The following is a 20,344-nucleotide window of genomic DNA, read 5'->3' as shown; positions in this document are numbered from 1 at the left end:
CTTCAGTAAAGGTTAGGCTAACCTCAACTGTGGTCGTGTGCCGTGCCGGCCGAGAGAGAACAGGTATCGGCACCGCACCGAAAGTGGTTCACAGCGAAGGGAGTTGCCGTGCCGGCGGCAGTGCAGGACGCCTCGAAGGCAAGCGATCCCGAGTTACCGCTCACCGGTCCTCAGCTGGGGATCTGGAACGCGCAGCAATTCGATCCGGAATCCGGCCGCTATCTGGTCGGCGAGGTTCTCGAAATCTCCGGTGACAGCCCGATCGACGTCGAGGCATTGGCCGAGGCGATCCGCCGCACCGTGGCCGAAGCGGAGAATATGCGGCTGCGTTTCCGCGATACCGCTGCCGGCCCCCGGCAATTCGTCTGTGCCGAACCCGCCGTACTACAACCGATGATCGACCTGCGTGGTGCGGCCGAACCCCAGGCGCTCGCCCACGAGGCGGTGGCGCTCGAACGCCACCGGGCCGCGCAGCGGTGCTGCGGCATGGTGGACCGGCGACTGTACAACTACACGCTGATCCGGCTCACCGACTCCGAGGTGTGGTGTGTGCAGCTGTACCACCACCTGATCGTCGACGGCTACAGCGCGGCGCTGCTGTCCCGTCGCGTCGCCGCGCACTACACCGCCCTGCGCAAGGGCAGTGAACCGCCGAAAGCGACCTTCGGCGCCATCGCCGATCTGGTCGCCGACGAGCAGAACTATCGCGACAGCGAACAATTCGCCGACGATCAGCGCTACTGGCGCGAACAGCTCAGTCCCGCACCCTCGCTCGACGGTCGCGGTACCGCTCTCGGCGGGGCGGTGGAACGCACCATCCGGGCCGAGGCGATCCTGCCGGTGGAAACGCTGGACCGACTGCGCACCTGCACCGAGCGCTACCGGATCACCTGGGCCGATGGGCTGATCGCCTGCTACGCCGCCTATGTGCAGCGGCTGCTCGGCAATTCCGATGTGGTGCTGTCGATGCTGATGATGGGCCGGGTCGGGCGGGTCGCGCTGAGCACGCCGGCGATGGCGGTGAACGTCCTACCCCTGCGGTTGGCCGTACACGCCCACGACACCGTCGGCGAACTCGGTGTACGGGTCGCCGAGACCCTGAAGGAAATGCGCAGGCACCAGCGCTACAGCGGTGCCGATCTGGCCCGTGACCTCAGTGGTTTCGGGGCGGGCGAACTGCTGCACGGAATCGGGATGAACCTGAAGGTTTTCGATTTCGCGCTGGATTTCGACGGTGCGAAGGGCCTGCTGCGCAATGTGGCCGGTGGTCCGCCGGAGGATCTCGGGCTGGTCGTGACTCCGCTCCCCGACAAATCGGTCCTGCTGGGTTTCGAATGCGATGCGCGGACCAACGATCCCGAGACCGCCTACCGCCGGGTGGCGGGGCTGGTCCGGGTCGTCGAGGCGTTCACCGAACTGGACAAAGTGGCGGTCGGGGCGCTGGAACTGATCGACCGCGACGAGCGCGCGGGCCTGCTGGCCGAGCGCGCAGGTCCACCGCACGCGGCGGCCGCCGAACTGGTACCGGCCGCGCTGGACCGGATGATCACGGAGTACGCGGAAACCACGGTCCTGGTCGATGGGCCGCGGCGGTTGACCGGTAGTGAACTCGGCGAACAGGTCTATCGACTCGCCCGGTTCCTGCGTGACCGTGGCGTGACACCGGGTGCGCTGGTCGGTATCGCGCTGCCGCGCACCACCGATCTCGTGGTCGCGCTGCTCGCGGTCTGGCGGGCCGGCGGTACGTATCTGCCGCTCGACCCCGAGCATCCGGTGCCCCGGTTGCAGACCATGATCGACGATGCCGCGCCGGTGCTGGTGCTCACCGACAGTGCGCTGGCCGGTGCGCTCGAATGCCCGGCCGTCGAACTCGGCGGTGATCCGGTGCGTAATGCCCTGCGCGCCTACCCCGCCACGGCACCGACCGCCGCCGGGACCGGGGAGATCCGCGGCGACCATCCCGCCTACGTTCTCTACACCTCGGGTTCCACCGGTACCCCGAAGGGCGTGGTGATCGACCACGCGGCCCTGGCGCAACTGGTCGCCGGGCATCGGTCGGGGATCTACGCCGAGACCGTGGCGCGGGCCGGGGGCCGGCGCCTGACGGTCGCGCACACCACCTCGTTCGCCTTCGACGCCGCCCTCGATCCACTGCTGTGGTTGCTCGACGGGCATCGGATCCACCTGTACGACAGCGAGATCCGCCGCGATCCCGCGGCGCTGGTCGCGGCGTTCGGTACCGACGGAGTCGAGGTCGTGGACGGTACACCGACCCTGGCCGCGGCGTTGTTCGCGCACGGGCTCGCCGAACTCGCGCCGCGCCTGCTGGTACTCGGTGGTGAGGCCTGCCCGCCCGATCTGTGGCAGCAGGTGCAACGCGCCGGGATCACCGCCGTCAACCTCTACGGTCCGACCGAGGCCACCGTCGACGCCATCGGCACGCCGGTGCGGGGTACGGATCCGCATATCGGGTTCCCGCTTCCCGGGGTACGGGCCTATCTGCTGGACAACGGTTTGCAGACGGTCGCCGACGGGCAGTCCGGCGAGCTGTACCTGGCCGGCGCGGGTATCGCGCAGGGCTATCTGGGCCGGCCCGGGTTCAGCGCGCAGCGTTTCGTGGCCGATCCGTACGGCCCACCGGGTGCGCGGATGTACCGCACCGGTGACCGCGCGCGCTGGGTGCCCGGCAGTGGCTACTTCTATTCCGGGCGAGCCGACGCCCAGGTGAAGATTCGCGGGCACCGGATCGAGATCGGTGAAGTGGAGGCCGCGCTGAGCGGCCTGCCGGAGGTGGCCGCCGCGGCCGCCGATATCCGGGATATCGCGGGCCGCGCGAGCCTGATCGGTTATATCGTCGCGGCGCGCGATCCCCAGGAGCCGGGTACCGGCCCCGGCGACCTCGGCGCCCGCCTGCGCAACCGGCTGGCCGAAACGCTGCCCGACGCCATGGTCCCGACCCGGATCATGGTGCTGGAAGAACTGCCGTGGACGGTGAACGGCAAGCTGGATCGCGCCGCGTTGCCCGAACCGGCCGAGCCGACCGGTGGCCGTGAACCCGCGACACCGGCCGAACGGGCGATGGCCGAGGTGGCCGCGGAACTGCTCGGTAGCGATACCGTCGATATCGACGACGATTTCTTCGGCGCCGGCGGTGACAGCATCACCGCGATCGGGGTCTGCACCCGGTTACGTGAACGCGGGCTGGTCCTGGCCCCGCAGGATCTGCTGACCCGCCGCAGTCTCGCCGATCTGGCCGCGGCCGCCGGAACCGCCGATCCCGCTGTGGGTTCCGGCGCCGGACAGACACCGCACGCCGATACCGTCTCGATCGCGCTCCCGCCGCGGCACGCCGCCGAACTGGCCGCCGCGCACGGGCCGATCGCCGATGTACTACCACTGTCGCCGCTGCAGGAGGGGCTGCTGTTCCACGCGCTGCGCGACGGCGCGGCCGATGTGTACACGCTGACCGCGCGTTTCGAACTGACCGGTCCGGTGGACCCGGACCGGCTGGGCGCGGCCTTCACGGCCGTGCTGGGCCGGCATCCGAATCTCGGCGCGGCCTTCCAGTACGAACAGTTCGACGAGCCGGTGCAGGTGATCCCGCGTACGCCGCGGGTGGCCTGGTGGGTCGAGGATCTGCGCGACGTGTCCGGGGACGCCGAAGCGGCCGCGCTGGAGCTGGAAGCCCGGGCCGGCGCGGAAACCTTCGATATCGCCGTGCCGCCACTGCTGCGGGCGTTGCTCATCCGGATGTCCGATACCGGGCACCGGCTGGTGCTCACCGCCCACCATCTGCTCGCCGACGGCTGGTCGGTGCCGATCGTGCTGCGCGAGATGCTCGCCCTCTACCACGGTGAGCAGCTGCCCGAACCGGGTTACTACGGCACCTATCTGGCCTGGCTCGCCGCCCGGGACACTGCGGCGGCGGTCCGGCACTGGGGTGCGTATCTGGGCGGGTTGTCCGCGCCGAGCCTGGTCGGCGCCCCCGGCCCGCGCGCGGCCGCGGTGGGCCGCGACGTTCCGCTGGCCGCGGCGACCGCGAATGCGCTCGAATCGTTCGGCCGGGCCAACGGGCTGACCATGAACACCCTGCTGCAGGGCGCCTGGGCGCTGGTGCTGGCCGAACAGCTGGGCCGCGACGATGTGGTCTTCGGCGCGGTGGTCTCGGGGCGGCCGAGCGATCTGCCGGGTGTGGCGGGCATGGTCGGACTGTTCAGCAATACCGTCCCCGTGCGGATGACAGTGGATCCCGGCCGCGGGGCGGCCGAGCAGTTCGCCGAACTCCAGCGAGCCACACTCGAACTCCAGAACCAGGGCTACCTGGGGCTGGCCACGGTCGAGCGGGCGGCCGGGGTCGGCCGGCTGTTCGATACGCTCGTCGTCTACGAGAACTTCCCGAAAACCGGTGTCCAGGGCAATACCTCGCACGAGGTCGGGGTCGCCGGTGTCACCGTGCACAGTCTCACCCACTATCCGGTGACCGTGACGGCCCTGCCCGGCGACAGTTTCCGCCTCGTGCTGCATCACGACCCGGGCGCCGTGGACGCCGGATCCGCCGAGCGGATGGCCACGCGGCTCGGATCGGTGCTCACCACGCTCGTACACGATCCCGGCGCCACCGCCGGTGCCGTTCTGGCGGCCACCCGGCATCCGGACACCCACGGCCGGACCATGGCCGACTGGGGCCCGCGTACGGCGCTCGATCCGGCAGCTCCGGCGATCACGGTCGAGGGCGCGACGATCGGCTACCGCGAATTCGAGGCGCGGGCCAACCGGTTGGCCCGCTGGCTGGTGTCCCGGGATATCGGGCCCGAGACCGTGGTGGTGGTCGCCATGGCGCGCGGCGCCGATTCGGTGATCGCCGCCCACGCGATCTGCCGGGCCGGTGGGGTGTACCTGCCGGTGGATCCGGGACAGCCGGCCGAACGCGTCGACACCATCCTCGCGACGGCGGCCGCCCCGCTGGTGCTGACCACGACCGCCGATGCCTTCGAAACCGGCCGCGCCCCGGTCGTATCCGTCGATACGCTCGAGATCGCGGATTTCGCCCGGACCCCGCTCACCGATACCGACCGGCGCGCGCCGTTGCGGCCGGACAACGCGGCCTACCTGCTGTTCACCTCCGGTTCCACCGGTGTGCCCAAGGGGGTGACGGTGCCCCACGAGGCCATTGTGAACACCTTCGCCTGGTTGCAGGAGCAGCACCGGTTCGGGGTGGGCGATACGGTGCTCTACCGGACCCCGGCGACCTTCGACGCCTCGCTGCTGGAGATCTTCCTGCCGCTGCTGGTGGGCGCCCGGATCGTGGTGGCCAGACCCAACGGTCACCGCGACCCCTACTATCAGGCGCGGTTGATGGCCGAGGAAAAGGTCACCGCCATCCAGATGACCTCCTCCATGCTCACCACGACCGCCGAGGAGAGCGATCTCGCCGGCTGCGGCGCGCTGCGTTGTGTGTTCACCGGCGGAGAACCGCTCCCGCCCACGACCGCGCAGCGGTTCCGCGCGGCCACCGGTGCCCGGGTGAACAATCTGTACGGCCCCACCGAGGCCGCGGTCTGCATCACCTACCACCCGACCGACGACACCGATACGGTGACGGTGCCGATCGGGCGGCCGCCGGGCGGCGCGGGGGTGCGGGTGCTCGACGACAGACTGCTGCCGGTGCCCTTCGGCACGGTCGGTGAGCTGTACCTGACCGGTGTCCAACTCGCCCGCGGCTACCTCCACCGCCCGGAGCAGACCGCGCGCACCTTCGTCGCCGATCCCGCCGGAAACGGCGAACGCATGTACCGCACCGGGGATCTGGTGCGCTGGGGTGCCGGCGGTGAGCTCGAATACGTGGGCCGCACCGACAGTCAGGTGAAACTGCGCGGGCAGCGGATCGAACTCGGCGATATCGAATCGGCGATCATGCGTCGCCCGGAGATCGCCCAGGTGGCGGTGATCCTGCGCGAGGACAACCCCGGTGATCAGCGCCTGGTGGCCTATCTGCGCCCGCGCACCGGTGCGCCGGTGGACACCGACGCGGTGCGGGCGACGGTGCGCGAGGCCCTGCCGGAGTACATGATTCCGGCCGCCTTCGTGGAACTCGACGAGATCCCCATGACCATCAGCGATAAGCTCGACCGCAAAGCGCTCCCGGTTCCGGACTATCCGGTGGAGGTCCCCGCGGTCGCTGTCACCGCGATCGCCGATCCGACCCTGCCCGCGGTCGCCGGGGCGGTGCCGGCGGCGATGGCCGCGGTGCTCGGGGTCGCCGCGATCGGGCCGGACGACGATTTCTTCGCCGCGGGTGGCCATTCGCTCACCGCGGTACGGCTGGTCGGCCGGCTGCGCCGGGCGGGCCACGAAGTCGTGGTCGACGATATCTTCGAGGCACCCACCGCGCGCGCACTGGCGGCCCGGATCGACGGGGCACCGACCGAAGCGGTACCGCAGACCGGCGAATCCCGGGATCCCGAGGTCGCGGCCCCCTCCGAGGAGATCGCGATGCTGGGCCGGCGCCTCGACCATGTACTGGAACTGCGCCCCCGGGGGACCGCCGAGCCGCTGTTCTGCGTGCATCCCGTGGGCGGAACCGCATGGCAGTTCACACCACTGGCCCGGCGCTTGCGCGCCGATCGGCCGCTGGTCGGGCTGCAGTTGCCCGCGCTACGCGGCACGGATTCGGGCGCCACGACCATCGACGAGCTCGCCGCGCGCTATCTCGTGACCATCCGGGAGATCCAGCCCGCGGGGCCCTATCACCTGCTCGGCTATTCGCTCGGCGGGAATATCGTGCACGCGATCGCCGCGGCTCTGGCCGCCGCCGGCGAGGAGGTCGCGTTCGCCGGACTGGTCGATTCGCATCCGCTGCCGAACCTGGCCGCGCAGGCCACCGAGGCGCTCGCGGATCCGGCCCGGCTGGCGGCGCTGCTCCCGGAACTTCCCGCGGACGCACCCGATCTCGCGGCTCTGATCCGCGGCGCGGCCGGTGAACTGCTGCGCATGGTCACCGTGTCCGAGACGCCGGACTACACCGGCCCGATGGCGCTGTACGCGGCCGATCCCGGCGGCCCCGACGATGCCGCGCGGGTCGCCGCCCAGCTGTCGGGCTGGCGGGAGGCCGGTGCCCGGATCACTTCGCGCCGACTGCCCTACACCCATTTCGGGATCGTCTCCGAGGACGGCTGGTCGGAGGTCGCCGCGCTGCTCGATACCGAATCGGCCCTGCGGACCTGACCGTGCGCTCCGGTATCGATCACACCGCGCGTCTGCGACGCAGGAACACCGCGCGTCTGCGACGCAGAGACTTCGCCGCGGCACTGTCCGGTGCCCCGGCGGTTCGAGAAAGAAAGTAGAACACCTATGTCGCTGTTATCCCACAGCCGCTTCGCGGCCTGGCTACGCCTCGTGGTCGGTCTGTTCGTCGCGGTCGTCGCGGTCGCGGGCTGTAGCTCCGCCGCCGAGCCCGCCGCCGAATCCGGGACCCGCCCGATCCAGACCGAGAAGGGCGCGATCGAGGTGCCCGCGGATCCGCAGCGGATCGTGGTGCTCAACGGCGCGCTGGCCGGGTACCTCTACGACCTGGATGTTCCGGTGGCCGCCGCGGACCCGCGGGTGCTCGGGGTCAGCGGCCGCAATGCCGATTTCCCGCAGACCTGGGCCGATGCCGCGAAGGAACAGGGCACCCAGATGGTGCCGGTGGGCCAGGCGGTGAACGTGGAGTTCGTCGCCTCGATCCAGCCGGATCTGATCATCGGTGGCGGACAGGGCTTCCCGGCCAAACAGTCGGTGGACGCCTACGACCAGCTCAGCGCGATCGCGCCGACGGTGCTGCTGCCCGGCAATGTGACCGGATGGCAGGATCAGCTGAAGCAGATCGCCGATGTGGTCAACCGCGCCGACAAGGTCGGTGACCTGATCTCGGCCTACAACGACAAGGTGAAGCAGGTTTCCGCGGATATCAAGGTTCCGGGGCAGCAGATCGGCTATTTCCAGTCCGCCGCCGACGGTCAGCCGAAGATGATCCTGCCGAATGCCGCGCTGCCGACGCTGCTGGCCGAACTGGGATTCAAGGCCGACGACCAGGTGCTGGCCAAGGCCGGTAATCCGGAGGTCAATCCCTCGGCCGACTGGTTCGGGTTCAGCCCCGAACTGCTGACCGAGGTCGTGGACGCGCCCGTGGTGTTCGTCGTACCGCTCAGCGGCGCCAAGGGCGCGGCCGATCTCGCGAAGGATCCGCTGTACGCGCAGCTGCCCGCGTTCAAGGACAAGAAGGTCTACGAACTCCCGGCCACCAGCTACCGGCCGGACTACCGCGGCGTCATGGACACCCTCGATCTGATCCAGGAGCAGTTCACGTGAAAGCCCCCGCCGGCCTCCTCATCGATATCTCCCCGTTGCGGGAGAGCCGGCGGTTTCGCTGTGCCTTCGGTGCGCGATTGGTATCGGTTCTCGGTATCGGCCTCCTGATGGTGGCCCTGCCGGTGCAGGTCTATCAGCTCACCGGATCGAGTCTGCATGTCGCCGGGGTGTCCACGGCGATGGCGGTCGCGTTGTTCGCCGGCAGCCTGGGCGGCGGCGTGATCGCCGACCGGTACGACCGGCGCACCGTGATCTCCCTGTCCCGGTCGGCCGCGGGACTGGCGTTCCTGGCGCTGGGAATCAATGCGCTGCTGCCCGATCCGTTCCTCGCGGTGATCTACGCCGCGGCCGTCACGGACGGACTGGCCGGGGGGATCAGCGGTTCGGCGCTGATGGCGCTGGTACCGATGCTGGTCTCGCGGGAGAAAGTACCCGCGGCCGGAGCGCTCACCACCTTGACCTCCGATCTGGGCACCATGATCACCCCGGCGGTCGCCGGTGTGCTGATCGCGAAGATCGGGGTGTCGTTCGCGTTCTTCGCGGCCGCGGCCGCGACCGTGGGCACCGTATCGCTCATCCGGGCCATCGGTCCCGCGCCGCCGCCGGCCCGCGAGATCCGTAATCCGCTGGTGGAACTGGGCCACGGGATCGCTTTCGCGGTGCGGCACAATGTCATCCGCGCCGTACTGGTGAGCGGTCTGCTCGCCATGCTGGTCAGCGGGCCCCTGGTCCTGCTGCCGGCCTTCGCCGACCGGACGCTCGACGCGGGACCCACCACACTCGGTCTGCTCTATGCCGCACCCGGCGCGGGTGCCGTCCTGGGCTCGCTCACCAGCGGATGGATCGGCCGGGCCCGGCGTAACGGCCTGGTGCTGCTGGGTTCGCTGGCGCTCATGCCGATCGGGATCGTGCTGGCCGGTATCTGGCCGCAGGCCGCCTGGAGTTTCCTGGGTCTGGCCGCGTTCGGTGTCGCCCGTGCGGTGAACGGCATCCTGCGCTACGCGGTCCTGCAGCAGAACGCGCCGGAGGAGATGCGCGGCCGGATGTCGGGGTTGCTCATGGTGCAGTCGGTGGCCGGTACCGCGGTCGGATCCATGGCGGCGGGGGTGATCGGCAACCTCGTCGAGCCGGGTACCGCGCTGGTGGTCTACGGCGCGGCGGTACTGGTGCTGTTCGTTTTCGCGCTGGTGCTGGTGTGGCCTCTGTACCGGCTCACCGCGCCGGCCGGCGGGCCGCCGCGGCCGCCGGCGCCGCCCGCGCAGGTCCCGGTCGCCGGGAACGTAGTCGAGGAGAAGGCCGCCGGGGATGTGGTCGTGGACAAGAAGGACGGTGTGTGATGGTGGATCGCGGAGCCTACCGTGAGCGGATCGCCGAGGTGCTCGCCGGTTCGCACGGCGCGAAGGTCGGGTATCCGATCGGATTGCGCGAACTGGAAGTGATCCGGACCGTTCCGGTGGGCTCGGGCCTGATCCGGATCACGTTCGGCGGTCCGGAACTCGACGGTTTCCACAGTTATGTGCCCGATGAGCATGTGCGGCTGGTGTTCCCGGATACCGACGGCACCCTGCGACTCCCGGTCCGCGACGGCCTGTCCCTGGACTGGCCCGCGCCGCGGCCGATCTCGCGGGAGTACACGGTGCGTCGCCTCGATACCGACGCCGGTGAACTCGATATCGATTTCGCCCTGCATCCCGGTGGGCTCGCCTCGGACTGGGCCCTGGCGGTGCGGCCGGGGGACCGGATCCACATCGCGGGGCCGCCCGGTGGGGTAGTGGTACCCACCAGCTACGACAACTACCTGTTCGCCGGGGATATCACCGCGCTGCCCGCGATCGCCCGCTGGCTGGAATGGCTGCCGCGTGCGAAGACGGGCTGGGTGTTCGTCGAGGTGGTCGACGAGAGTCAGGAGATCGAGCTGGCCGCCCCGGCAGGGGTGGAGATCCGTTGGCTGCACCGCGGCGACGCCCGCGCCGGTACCGGCGATCTGCTGGAGAAGGCGATCCGCACCGTCACCGTGCCCGAGGGGCAGAACGTGTACGCGTGGGTGGCCGGGGAGGCCGGGCAGCTGCGGCCGATCCGTCGATGGATCCGCGGCGAACTCGATGTCCCACCGAAGGATTGCCTGATCGCGGGCTATTGGAAGCACGGAGTCGCGGATTTCGACCGCGAGGAATGAGGAGGACAGAGATGACGAACGAGCCGACCACGGTGGCCGACCGGGACCATTTCATCCGCGATGTGGCCGATCTGCTGGGCGTCGCGCCGGGAGAACTGTCCACCGATACCAATCTGCTCGACGCCGGACTGGATTCGGTGCGCATCATGCAGCTGGTGGAGAAGTGGCGGTCGGAGGGACACGAGACCGTCGATCCGTTGATGCTGGCCGGGGACCCCGTTCTGGAGTCCTGGCTGGAGGTTCTGTGCCCGTGACCGGGCGCCGCGGATCGCGCGTACGGCGCGGTCCGCGGCATCGGGGGTCACGGTGCGCGGTGACTCTCGGCGAGCAGCCGGCGCAGATCGCGGCGGCTGGTCTTGCCCACGCCTGTCTCCGGGAATTCGGCGACGGCGACCACCGCGTCGGGCATCTTCCAGGCCGCGATACCGCGCTCCCGTACGAAGGTGCGCACCGTGGTCAGCGTCGGCGGGGTCGCCGGGTCGAGCGGCTGGACGAAAGCGCAGATACGCTGGCCGAGCACCGGATCGGGGGTACCGACGATCACCGCGTCCCGGATCCCGGGATGTTCGAGCAGATGGGCCTCGAGCTCCTCGGCCGAGACCTTCTCACCGCCGCGGTTGACCCAGTCGCCCGCCCGGCCCTTCACCACCAGGTTCCCGTCCGGCCGCAGCGCCACGATATCGCCGGTGCGGTACCAGCCGTCCGCGGTGAAACTGCGCGCATCGGCGTCGGGGTTGTCGTAGTAGCCGCGAATTGTGTACGGGCCCTCGGTCAGCAGATTTCCGTCGCTGCCCGGCGCGACATCTTCGTCCGCGTCGTCGACGACCCGGATCCGGTCGTGATCCGACATCGGCCGGCCCTGGGTGGCGACCACCACGTCGAGCGGGTCGTCGAGCCGGGTGTAGCAGACCAGGCCCTCGGCCATCCCGAACACCTGCTGCAGGGTCGCCCCGAGCGCGGGTCCGACCCGGCGGGCGAGTTCGTCGGGGCAGCGCGCGCCACCCACCTGGACCACCCGCAGCGTGGACAGATCGGGCAGATCACCGCCCTTCTCGGCACGTTCGACCCACAGCCGGGCCAGTGGCGGTACCAGACCGGTGATCGTGACACCGAACCGCTCGATCGCCGCGAACGCGGTCGACGGGGTCGGATCGGGTGTCATGGCCACCGTGCCGCCCGCGTAGAGCGCGCCGAGGATACCCGGGGAACTCATCGGGAAGTTGTGCGCGATCGGCAGCGTCGCCATGTAGACGGTATCGGGACCGAGTTCGGTGATCTCGGCACTGCGTCGCACGCTGTACAGATAGTCGTCGTGGGTGCGGGGGATGAGCTTGGGGATCCCGGTGCTGCCGCCGGACAATTGCAGGAAGGCGACCTCGCCGGCGTCGATCTCCGGGAGGTCACCGGGTTCGTCCCGGTAATCGGCGAGACCGGTGGCGCCCTCGGCGAATTCGTGTGCGGCGTCGTCGGCCACCAGCACCACATGGCGCAGGGTCTCGACCTCGCGCCGGACCGTATCCGCCAGCGCGGCGTGGTCGAAACGCTGATGCCGGTCGCAGGTGATCATCGCCACCGCGCCACTGGCCGCGGCGATGGGGATCAGTTCGGCTTCCCGGTGCGCGGGCAGGCAGAAGACCGGCAGCGCGCCGAGCTGGAACAGCGCGAAGATCACTTCGACGAATTCGGCGCGGTTGGGCAGCTGGACCAGGACGCGGTCACGTGGCCGGATTCCCAGCCGGGCGAATCCGGTTGCCAGCGACCGGGACCGCTGGTCCAGCTCGGCGTAGGTCCAGCGGTTCGCCGCGTCCACGACCGCGATCGCCTCGGGGCTCGCGGCAGCGCGAGCGGTCAGCAGAGCTCCGAATGTCTCGCCCGTCCAGAGCTTTTCAGCTCTGAACTGGTCGATCCGGTCCGGCGGCCACGGTGTGAAACCGGGGAGGGCGGGCGATGACATGGAGCACCTCTTTCCGATCAACGATCTTGTTCGATGTCACACCGGAATGCTAGCCTTACGGTGTAACTTCAGGTTAGGCTAACCTAATGGTCACGAAGCAGTGGGGCGAAGGGGTCATCGTCACCGGAGCCGCGGGGGGAATCGGCGCGGCGATCGCAGCCGAACTCGCGAACGATTCGGTGCACATCTCCCTGTGGGACCGGGACTCCCGGGTACACGAGGTCGCCGCACGGCTCCGGCAGCAGTACGCGGGAACCGATCTCACCTCGGCAGAGGTCGACGTCAGCGACCCGGTCGCTGTCGCCGAGGTATTCGACAAGGAACTGGCCGAACGCGGTACGCCCCGGGTGGTCGTGCACGCCGCCGGTTCGATGATCGGCGGTTCCGCGCTCGATACCTCCCCGGCGGAATGGCAGCGCTGTGTGGCCGTCAATGCCAACGGCGCGGTGTACGTGGCCCAGCGCGCGGCCCGCGAAATGGTCACCGCGGGGCGCGGATCCATCGTGGTCGTCTCGTCCAACTCCGCCACCGTCCCCCGGGTGAACCTCGCCGCCTACGGTGCCGCGAAGGCCGCCGCCACGGCGTTCACCCGCTCGCTCGCGCTCCAGGTGGCACCGCACGGGGTGCGGGTCAACCTGGTCTCCCCGGGGTCCACCGATACCCCGATGCTGCGCGGCATGTATCCGGACTCCGACGACAACGGTCTCGGCCCGGCCGGGCGAGCCGGTCTGCTCGACGGCGACCCCGAGAACTACCGGCTCGGAATCCCGTTGCGGCGGATCGCCGATCCCGCCGATATCGCCGCCGCCGTCCGCTTCCTGGTTTCCGAGGCCGCGCGCCACATCACCATGCACGACCTGCGGGTCGACGGTGGCGCAACGCTGGATATGTGACACGAGAGGATGATCATCATCAACGCCGAGAATTCCGCCTGCCCCGCGGATCCCGCCTTTGTCCTGTCCCGGCCGCAGCGCACCGTGACCGCGTCTGCCGCCGGGCGTGTCTTCCACAACCCCGCCGAAGCCGTCGCACAACTCCGCGCGCGCAAGGTGAGCCATATCGTGGGCGCGCTACCGTTCGCACCCGGCGCGCCCGCGGCGCTGTGGGCGCCCGAGGCGATCTCGGTGACCGACGGCCCCCGCGCCGCCCGCCGGGTGACCGCCCCGGATATCGCGGTCACCGAGAATCTCCCGGAACCCGAGGAACATACGCGCCGGGTCGCCACCGCGGTACGCCTGCTGGCCGATCCCACCCACCCGCTGCGCAAAGTCGTACTGGCCCGGGCACTGCGGGCCCGGGCCGACCGCACCGTCCGCGCGGTCGATCTACTGGACCTACTGGTCTCCACCGATCCCGCCGGCAACGGCTACCTGGTCGACCTGACCGCCGCGGGCGGTGTGTTCACCGGCCGCCACCTGGTGGGTTCCAGCCCGGAGATCCTGGTGCGGCGGATCGATACCGAAGTCACCAGCCATCCGCTGGCCGGTTCGGCGCGGCGGGTGCCGGAGAACCCGCTGGCCGATCGGATCGCCGCCGAAACACTGCTCGGTTCGTCGAAGGACCAGCACGAACACGGTTATGTGGTCGACCATGTGGCCGGGGTGCTGCGCGACCGGTGCACCGATGTACGTATCCCCGCGCGGCCCGATCTCACCGAAACGCCCGCCATGTGGCATCTCGGCACCACGCTGAGCGCGACCGTTCCGGCCACCGGCCCCTCGGCCCTGGAACTGGCCGCCGCACTCCACCCGACCCCGGCGATCTGCGGTACCCCGACGGCCGCCGCCGCCCGGTTGATCGCCGAACTCGAGGGCGAACGCGGTTTCTACGCCGGCGCCGTCGGCTGGTGCGATGCCGAGGGCAACGGTGAGTGGATGGTCAGCATCCGCTGCGCCGAACTCGCCGCCGACAACCGGACGCTGGTGGCCTACGCCGGTGGCGGCATCGTCGCGGAATCCGATCCGGAGGACGAATTGGCCGAGACCACCGGGAAGTTGCAGCGCGTCCTCGGACCGCTGGGCGTGGCGGGCCGGCCCGCGGCGGTGCCCTGACCGACCCTTTTCGCCACTGCGCCCGGGCCCGCAGCCCTCCAGAAGGTTGTGGGCCACAAGAGATGAGGAGTTCTGGACATGCCCATGCAGCCGATCGCACCCTATGCGATGCCGTCGTTGGACGACGAGATCACCAACAGAGTGGCCTGGAGACTCGACCCCGATCGGACCGCTCTGCTGATCCACGATATGCAGAACTACTTCCTCACCGCCTATCAGCTGGATCGTGATCCCGCCCGGACGATGATCGACAACATCGTCCGGCTCCGCGACCGGTGCCACGAGTTGGGTATACCGGTGATCTACAGCATGCAGCCGGGTGACCAGCATCCGGACCGGCGCGGGCTGCTCGCCGATTTCTGGGGTACCGGTATGTCGGACGGGCCCGATACCGAGGTCATCGCCGATCTGGCACCTGCCGAGCAGGACATCCAGGTCACCAAATGGCGCTATTCGGCGTTCCAGCGCACGGATCTGCGTCAACTGCTCGGCTACCGGAACCGGGATCAGCTGCTGGTCACCGGGGTATACGCCCATATGGGCTGCATGCTCAGCGCGGCCGAGGCGTTCATGAACGATATCCATCCGTTCCTGGCCCACGACGCGGTGGCCGATTTCAGCCGGGAAGAACATTCGATCGCACTCAAGTACACGGCCCGCCGCTGCGGCATGGTGCTCGGCACCGAGGAGATGCTGGACCAGTTGCAGCCGTCGGTGGTCGCTTCCGGGGCCTGACCCCGTGTGTGACGCCCGGCGCCGCCGGCCGCTGTGGCCCGCGGGCCGGGCTTCACCGGGTCTCGCCCAGTTCGCCGGAGCGGCGCCAGGATTCGCGCTCGGCCGCGAAGGCGGCCGACTGCCGGGTTCGGAACGATTCGATCGAATCCGCCTGTTCGTTCAGGAACCGGCGATACTCCGCGAGGCGGAATTCGCCCGGCCCGGTCCGCATTTCTCCCCGTCCCGCGGCGAAGTCGGCGCGTAGGTCGAGGAGTTCGGCCGCGCTCACCGGATACCAGCGGATCCGGTCGAAGAAACGCAGCAGCCACGGGGTCTCGGTATCGGTACGCCTGCTCCAGACCTGGGTGGTGCGGCCGACGAACTGGTACCCGCCCGGCCCCTCCATCCCGTAGATGCACAGGTACGCGCCGCCGATCCCGACCGCGTTCTCCGGAGTCCAGGTACGGGCCGGGTTGTATTTGGTGGTGACCAGCCGGTGCCGGGGGTCGATCGGGGTGGCCAGCGGCGCACCGAGATAGACATCGCCGAGTCCGAGAACCAGGTATTCGGCGGCGAAGACGGTATCGAAGACATCGGCGACAGTATCGAGTCCGTTCATCCGCCGGATGAATTCGATATTCCACGGGCACCACGGGGCATCGGCGCGCACCCCGTGCATGTATCTGGTGATCGCCTCCCGGGTGGCCGGATCGTCCCAGGACAGCGGCAGATCCACGGTGCGGCTGGGCACGATCAGATCGTCGGCGGCCGGTAGTTCGGCTTCGACTTCGGCGAGCAGGTCCAGGACGGAGGCGATACCGCGTGCCCGCGTGTCGACCCGTACCTGTAGTGATCGGACGCCCGGGGTGAGTTCGGTGATACCCCGTTCGCCGCGGACGCGCAGTCGCTCGTGCAGGGCGTGTACCCGGGCACGCAGTTCCAGATCCAGCGTCATGGCGCCGTATTCGACGAGGATGCCGTCGTCACCGGCCCTGCGGTAGGTCACCGGCGTACCGTCCGCGGTTTCCGCGTGCCGGAGCACCCCGTCGTCACCGTCGCCCCCGCGGGACAGCACGATCGGCCATCCCGCCCGCCGCGCGGCACCGAGTTCCGCCGGTGACGCGGTGCGGTCGGCGCGCACGGGTACGAAACGCACCCGGTCGCCGGGGCACAGCTGCCCGAGTTTCCACAGTTCGGCGGCCGCGACCGTCACCGGGCAGACGAAACCGCCGAGGCTGGGACCGTCGGGGCCGAGCAGGATCGGTGTATCGCCGGTGAAATCGAGAGCACCGACGCTGTACGCGGTGTCGTGAATGTTCGACGGATGCAGACCGGCCTCGCCGCCGTCGGTGCGGGCCCAGCGCGGCTTGGGGCCGATGAGCCGGACCCCGGTGCGGTCGGAATTGAAATGCACCTCGTAGGCCGTGTTCAGGAGCGTATCGATATCGTCGCGGGTGAAGAACTCGGGTGCCCCGTGCGGGCCCTCGGTGACGGCGATCTCCCAGTCGCGGGTCAGTACCGGCTGCTCCCCGCCGGGTACGGCACCGGCCGGTGGGCCCGGGGCGGGGTCGATCGGTAGGACATCGCCGGCCGCGAGCGCGCGTCCGTCCATCCCGCCGAATCGCCCGAGGGTGAACGTGGCCGTGCTCCCCAGGTACGCGGGTAGCCGGAAACCACCGGATACCAGGACGTAGCAGCGCATTCCCGGGCCGGTGATCGGGCCGATGTCGAGCACCTCCCCGGCGGGTACGAGAACCGGCCGCCACAGGGGTGCGGGCCGTCCGGCCACCGTCACCGTGACGGGGGCTCCGGTCACGCATACCCACGCCGGTTCGGCGAACCGCAGCGCCGGACCGGCCATGGTGCATTCGAGTCCGGCGGCGTCCTCGGTATTGCCCAGTGCCCGGTTGCCGAGCCGGAAGGACAGATCGTCCATGGGTCCCGACGGCGGTACCCCGACATGCCAGTAGCCTGTCCGGCCGGGCCAGTCCTGCACGGTGGTGAGCAGACCCGCGCGTTCGACCACCGCGTGGCGAGAGGTGATCCCGGGGCCGGGCACCGGGGCGAGCGCGGCCGGGGCGGTCACCGGGTCACCACCATGCGGACGGGGGTCGGTTCGAATCCGTTGCAGGGGTTGTTGATCTGCGGGCAGTTGGAGACCAGGACCAGGGTGTCTATCTCGGCGCGTAGCGATACCGTCTTACCCGGGGCCGACAGTCCGTCGACGATGCCCAGGGTGCCGTCGGCTTCCACCGGGACGTTCATGAACCAGTTGATATTGGACACCAGATCCCGTTTGCCCATACCCCATTTCGCCGCCTCGGCCAGGAAGTTCTCCACGCAGGCGTGCTGATGGCTGGTGTGGTGACCGTAGCGCAGCGTATTGGACTCCTGCGAGCAGGCGCCCGCGATGGTGTCGTGATTGCCCACCTCGTCGGCGATCACTGTCATGAGCGCCGTTCCCGCGTCGGTGCGCAGCACGCTACCGGTGGTGAGGAAGATATTGCGCTGCGCGGTGACCGTGGCCTGGGCGCTGTACCGGTCGGTGTGGTCGGCGGCGGAGTAGAGCAGACAGTCGACGGCCTGGTTACCGTGCAGATCGATGATGTCGAGACGTTCCCCGGCCCGGACGATCGCCGACCACGGCGCGCGGGCCGGGACCGTTTCGTCGAGTACGACCGTCGCTGTCGCGGTGGGGCTGTTCATATCCACTCCTGTCCGGTGCGGGCGGCCGACCAGGCCTGTTCGGTGTTCTGCACGGCCCGTAGATATTCCGGGTCGTTGTTCACGGCGGTCGCCGCGGTCCGGTCGCCCGGCCAGGCGACCAGATCGAGTTCGGTGACCGGGGTGTCGTCGAGTGGGTGCGCGGTGGCGGCCACCAGCACGGTCACCGGTAGGTGGATGATCAGGTCGAGATAGGCGCCCGCCCCGGCGGACCCGGTCGCGGCGAGGGTCCCGTCCCCGTCCACCCGTACCCCGCGGAACAGCGAGAGCGTCGGGCCGATATCCCGCGGCGACAGTCCGTGTTTGGTGGCGGCCCGTTCCAGCAGCAGCCGGCCCTCCCGGGTCGGGCCGCAGAGCGCGTCGTGGCGGCCGGAGGTGTCGGCGACCACGGTGGCCAGCAGCCGTCCCTGATCGGACAGCAGCGGATGGCCGGTCCCGAGATAGGCCTGCCAGGGCACTTTCACGGTATCGGCGATATTGAGCCGTTCCCACGGAGCCTGCGCGCGCAGCAGGAACAGGTGCGCGCAGGCCGAGCCGTGCGGATCGGCGAGCCGCAGCCGGGTACCGCGCCCGAGCACGGTACTGGTGTAGCCGCCGGGCGGCAGACGGACGGTCCAGGTGGTGTCGTCGAGCGGAACTCCCGCGGGCAGTACCGGAGTGGCGGTGGTCGCGGCCGCCTGGGCGCGGGCGTGGGCACGGGCGCCGGTCGTCGAGGCCGTGGTGGGTGTCATATCTTTCCTTGCTCGTCGGGTCCGGAGAATGGATCAGCCGTGCTGGACCACGGGTTCGGGCACCGGCGCCGCCGCGGGTCGCGGTTCGGGGGCGGGCTTTTCGGCGGGGGTCCGCATCCGCTGTACGGCGAGAGTGCCGAGGAAGGCCAGGAGCGAGGCGAGGAAACCGAAGAAGGTGGGCCAGCCGTCGAAACCCGCGCCGATCAGCGAATTGTCGATATGGAGAACGGTGTTCGGTACCCCGTACATCGTGGGGGTGAGGACGAACAGGACCAGCCGGACGCCGAGCCCGGCCACCATGGCCGCCACCGCGGCGGCGGTGGTGATCCGGGAGGTGAGGTGGGCGGCGACGAAGGGGACGATCAGGCCCGCCAGCATCAGGTCGAAGGCCAGGGTGAGCAGGATGCCGGTCTGCGGTACCTGGACCGCGAAGAAGATCGCCACCGCGACGACCGGGATCATGGTGATCCGCACATCCCGCAGCAGGGTGTCGCGACCGGCGGCATCGGTGCGTTCGGTGCGGCCGGCGACATTACGGGTGGCCACCGAGGCCGTGCCGAGGATCGCGCCGTTCGCCGTGGAGCAGGAGGCCGCGACGATCGCCGAGAGCACCAGGATCGCCAGACCGGCCGGGGCGTGTTCGTCCAGCAGGGCCAGCAGTCGCGGACCACCGCCGTCACCGGTGAGATCGGTGGTGGCGAGGGCGACCAGGGCGTAGGGGATACCGACCAGAGCGGTACCTGCGGCGCCCACGAAGCAGGCGCGGCGGGCGATCTCGGGGGAGCGGGCCGAGAAGATGCGCTGCATGAAATCGATGGCGACGATATCGCCGATACCGAGCGCGATCAGCGTCGCCCAGTTCACCACCGCGCCCTGCGAACTGTCACCGAGCTGGCCGAGATCGAACGGCCCCATCCCCGCGGGGATATGGATGCCGTAGGTGGAACCGACCCAGAGCAGCAGGGCGAGCGAGCCGATCACGGTGATCACCATCTGGGCGAGCGCGGTGTAGGCGTCGCTGAACATTCCGCCGGTCACGGTGTAGGTCATCACGATGACCACGATGAGCAGGATCCCGGCGGTGTAGGGGATACCGAGGAAACGTTCGAACAGGTAGCCGCCCGCGACGAGGTTGCCCGCGAGCAGGATGCAGAAGCTGAAGATCATCAGGATCGAGGCGCAGAGTTCCACACCGCGCCCGTATTTGATCCGGTAGAAGTCCGGCAGGGTCAGCAGGCCCATCCGGTTCATCGGTTTCGCGAAGAAGAGCCCGGTGAGCAGGAGACACAGGCCGAGCCCGAGCGGTAGCGACGCCCCGGCCCAGAATCCGAGTGAGCCGGCCAGATCGGTGTTACCGAGGGTGGCGTTGGAATCGACCGCCTGACCCATCAGGCCCGCCGCGACCAGCGGTAGGCCCAGCGACCGCCCGGCGACGAGGAAATTGACGCTGTCGCCGTCCACCTTCCGGGCGACCAGCAGGCCGATGCCGATTACCGCGAGCACACTGATCGCGATTCCGAGAATGATCATGGCCGGGGCCCTTCATCCGACACGAATATCTATCGCTCGAAAGTTTTCCCGCGGCGCGCGACAGGGTGGTGACGGCGATGTATCTGTATCGGTGCCGGGCGTAACGTCTGCGTTG

General features: G+C 69.5%; 13 protein-coding genes. 8 read left to right on the top strand and 5 right to left on the bottom strand.

What is annotated here, in order from left to right:
- Positions 1-108 precede the first annotated feature (108 nt).
- From ACWEWT_RS19750 to ACWEWT_RS19730, 5 genes are all read left to right on the top strand, one after another.
- Positions 109-7,224 carry an amino acid adenylation domain-containing protein gene (locus ACWEWT_RS19750; protein WP_452560808.1) on the top strand — a complete coding sequence of 2,372 codons (7,116 nt, stop codon included), beginning with the start codon at positions 109-111 and terminating at the stop codon, positions 7,222-7,224.
- A gap of 126 nt (positions 7,225-7,350) precedes the next feature.
- Entirely contained in the window at positions 7,351-8,349 is a 999-nt protein-coding gene (locus tag ACWEWT_RS19745) for an ABC transporter substrate-binding protein (RefSeq protein ID WP_452560807.1), read from the top strand.
- Entirely contained in the window at positions 8,346-9,686 is a 1,341-nt protein-coding gene (entS, locus tag ACWEWT_RS19740) for an enterobactin transporter EntS (protein ID WP_452560805.1), read from the top strand. The genes ACWEWT_RS19745 and entS overlap by 4 nt, the downstream gene beginning before the upstream one ends.
- The gene (locus ACWEWT_RS19735; RefSeq protein WP_452560804.1) at positions 9,686-10,525 is read left to right on the top strand and encodes a siderophore-interacting protein; all 840 of its coding nucleotides are present in this window, start codon (positions 9,686-9,688) and stop codon (positions 10,523-10,525) included. The genes entS and ACWEWT_RS19735 overlap by 1 nt, the downstream gene beginning before the upstream one ends.
- An 11-nt stretch (positions 10,526-10,536) precedes the next feature.
- A complete protein-coding gene (locus ACWEWT_RS19730; protein ID WP_452560802.1) occupies positions 10,537-10,779 on the top strand; it encodes a phosphopantetheine-binding protein in 243 nt (80 codons plus the stop codon).
- 47 nt (positions 10,780-10,826) lie between these two features.
- Here ACWEWT_RS19730 and ACWEWT_RS19725 read toward each other — a convergent pair whose 3' ends face one another.
- Entirely contained in the window at positions 10,827-12,479 is a 1,653-nt protein-coding gene (locus ACWEWT_RS19725; protein WP_452560801.1) for a (2,3-dihydroxybenzoyl)adenylate synthase, read from the bottom strand.
- Positions 12,480-12,565: 86 nt separating this feature from the next.
- On the opposite strand from ACWEWT_RS19725, the gene ACWEWT_RS19720 reads away from it, so the two are divergent.
- From ACWEWT_RS19720 to ACWEWT_RS19710, 3 genes are all read left to right on the top strand, one after another.
- Complete coding sequence (locus ACWEWT_RS19720) at positions 12,566-13,372, top strand: SDR family oxidoreductase (RefSeq protein ID WP_452560799.1); 807 nt, start codon at positions 12,566-12,568, stop codon at positions 13,370-13,372.
- Positions 13,373-13,381: 9 nt separating this feature from the next.
- Positions 13,382-14,530 (top strand): isochorismate synthase, encoded by a 1,149-nt coding sequence (locus ACWEWT_RS19715; RefSeq protein ID WP_452560797.1) that lies wholly within the window; start codon positions 13,382-13,384, stop codon positions 14,528-14,530.
- Positions 14,531-14,608: 78 nt separating this feature from the next.
- Positions 14,609-15,265 carry an isochorismatase family protein gene (locus ACWEWT_RS19710; RefSeq protein ID WP_452560795.1) on the top strand — a complete coding sequence of 219 codons (657 nt, stop codon included), beginning with the start codon at positions 14,609-14,611 and terminating at the stop codon, positions 15,263-15,265.
- A 52-nt stretch (positions 15,266-15,317) separates the two neighbouring features.
- Here ACWEWT_RS19710 and ACWEWT_RS19705 read toward each other — a convergent pair whose 3' ends face one another.
- The 4 genes from ACWEWT_RS19705 to ACWEWT_RS19690 form a co-directional block, all read right to left on the bottom strand.
- Positions 15,318-17,252, bottom strand: coding sequence for a 5-oxoprolinase/urea amidolyase family protein (locus ACWEWT_RS19705; RefSeq protein ID WP_452561040.1), 1,935 nt, complete (start codon positions 17,250-17,252; stop codon positions 15,318-15,320).
- A 74-nt stretch (positions 17,253-17,326) separates the two neighbouring features.
- Positions 17,327-17,950 (bottom strand): urea amidolyase associated protein UAAP2, encoded by a 624-nt coding sequence (locus ACWEWT_RS19700; protein WP_452560794.1) that lies wholly within the window; start codon positions 17,948-17,950, stop codon positions 17,327-17,329.
- Positions 17,947-18,699 carry a DUF1989 domain-containing protein gene (locus tag ACWEWT_RS19695; RefSeq protein ID WP_452560793.1) on the bottom strand — a complete coding sequence of 251 codons (753 nt, stop codon included), beginning with the start codon at positions 18,697-18,699 and terminating at the stop codon, positions 17,947-17,949. The genes ACWEWT_RS19700 and ACWEWT_RS19695 overlap by 4 nt, the downstream gene beginning before the upstream one ends.
- Positions 18,700-18,732: 33 nt before the next feature.
- Positions 18,733-20,229, bottom strand: a complete 1,497-nt coding sequence (locus ACWEWT_RS19690) for a sodium:solute symporter family protein (RefSeq protein WP_452560791.1) — start codon at positions 20,227-20,229, stop codon at positions 18,733-18,735.
- Positions 20,230-20,344 lie beyond the last annotated feature (115 nt).

The organism is Nocardia sp. NPDC003963, assembly GCF_053605105.1.
Note: the sequence above shows the minus strand (reverse complement) of the source record. Positions and strands in the feature narration are given on the sequence as shown.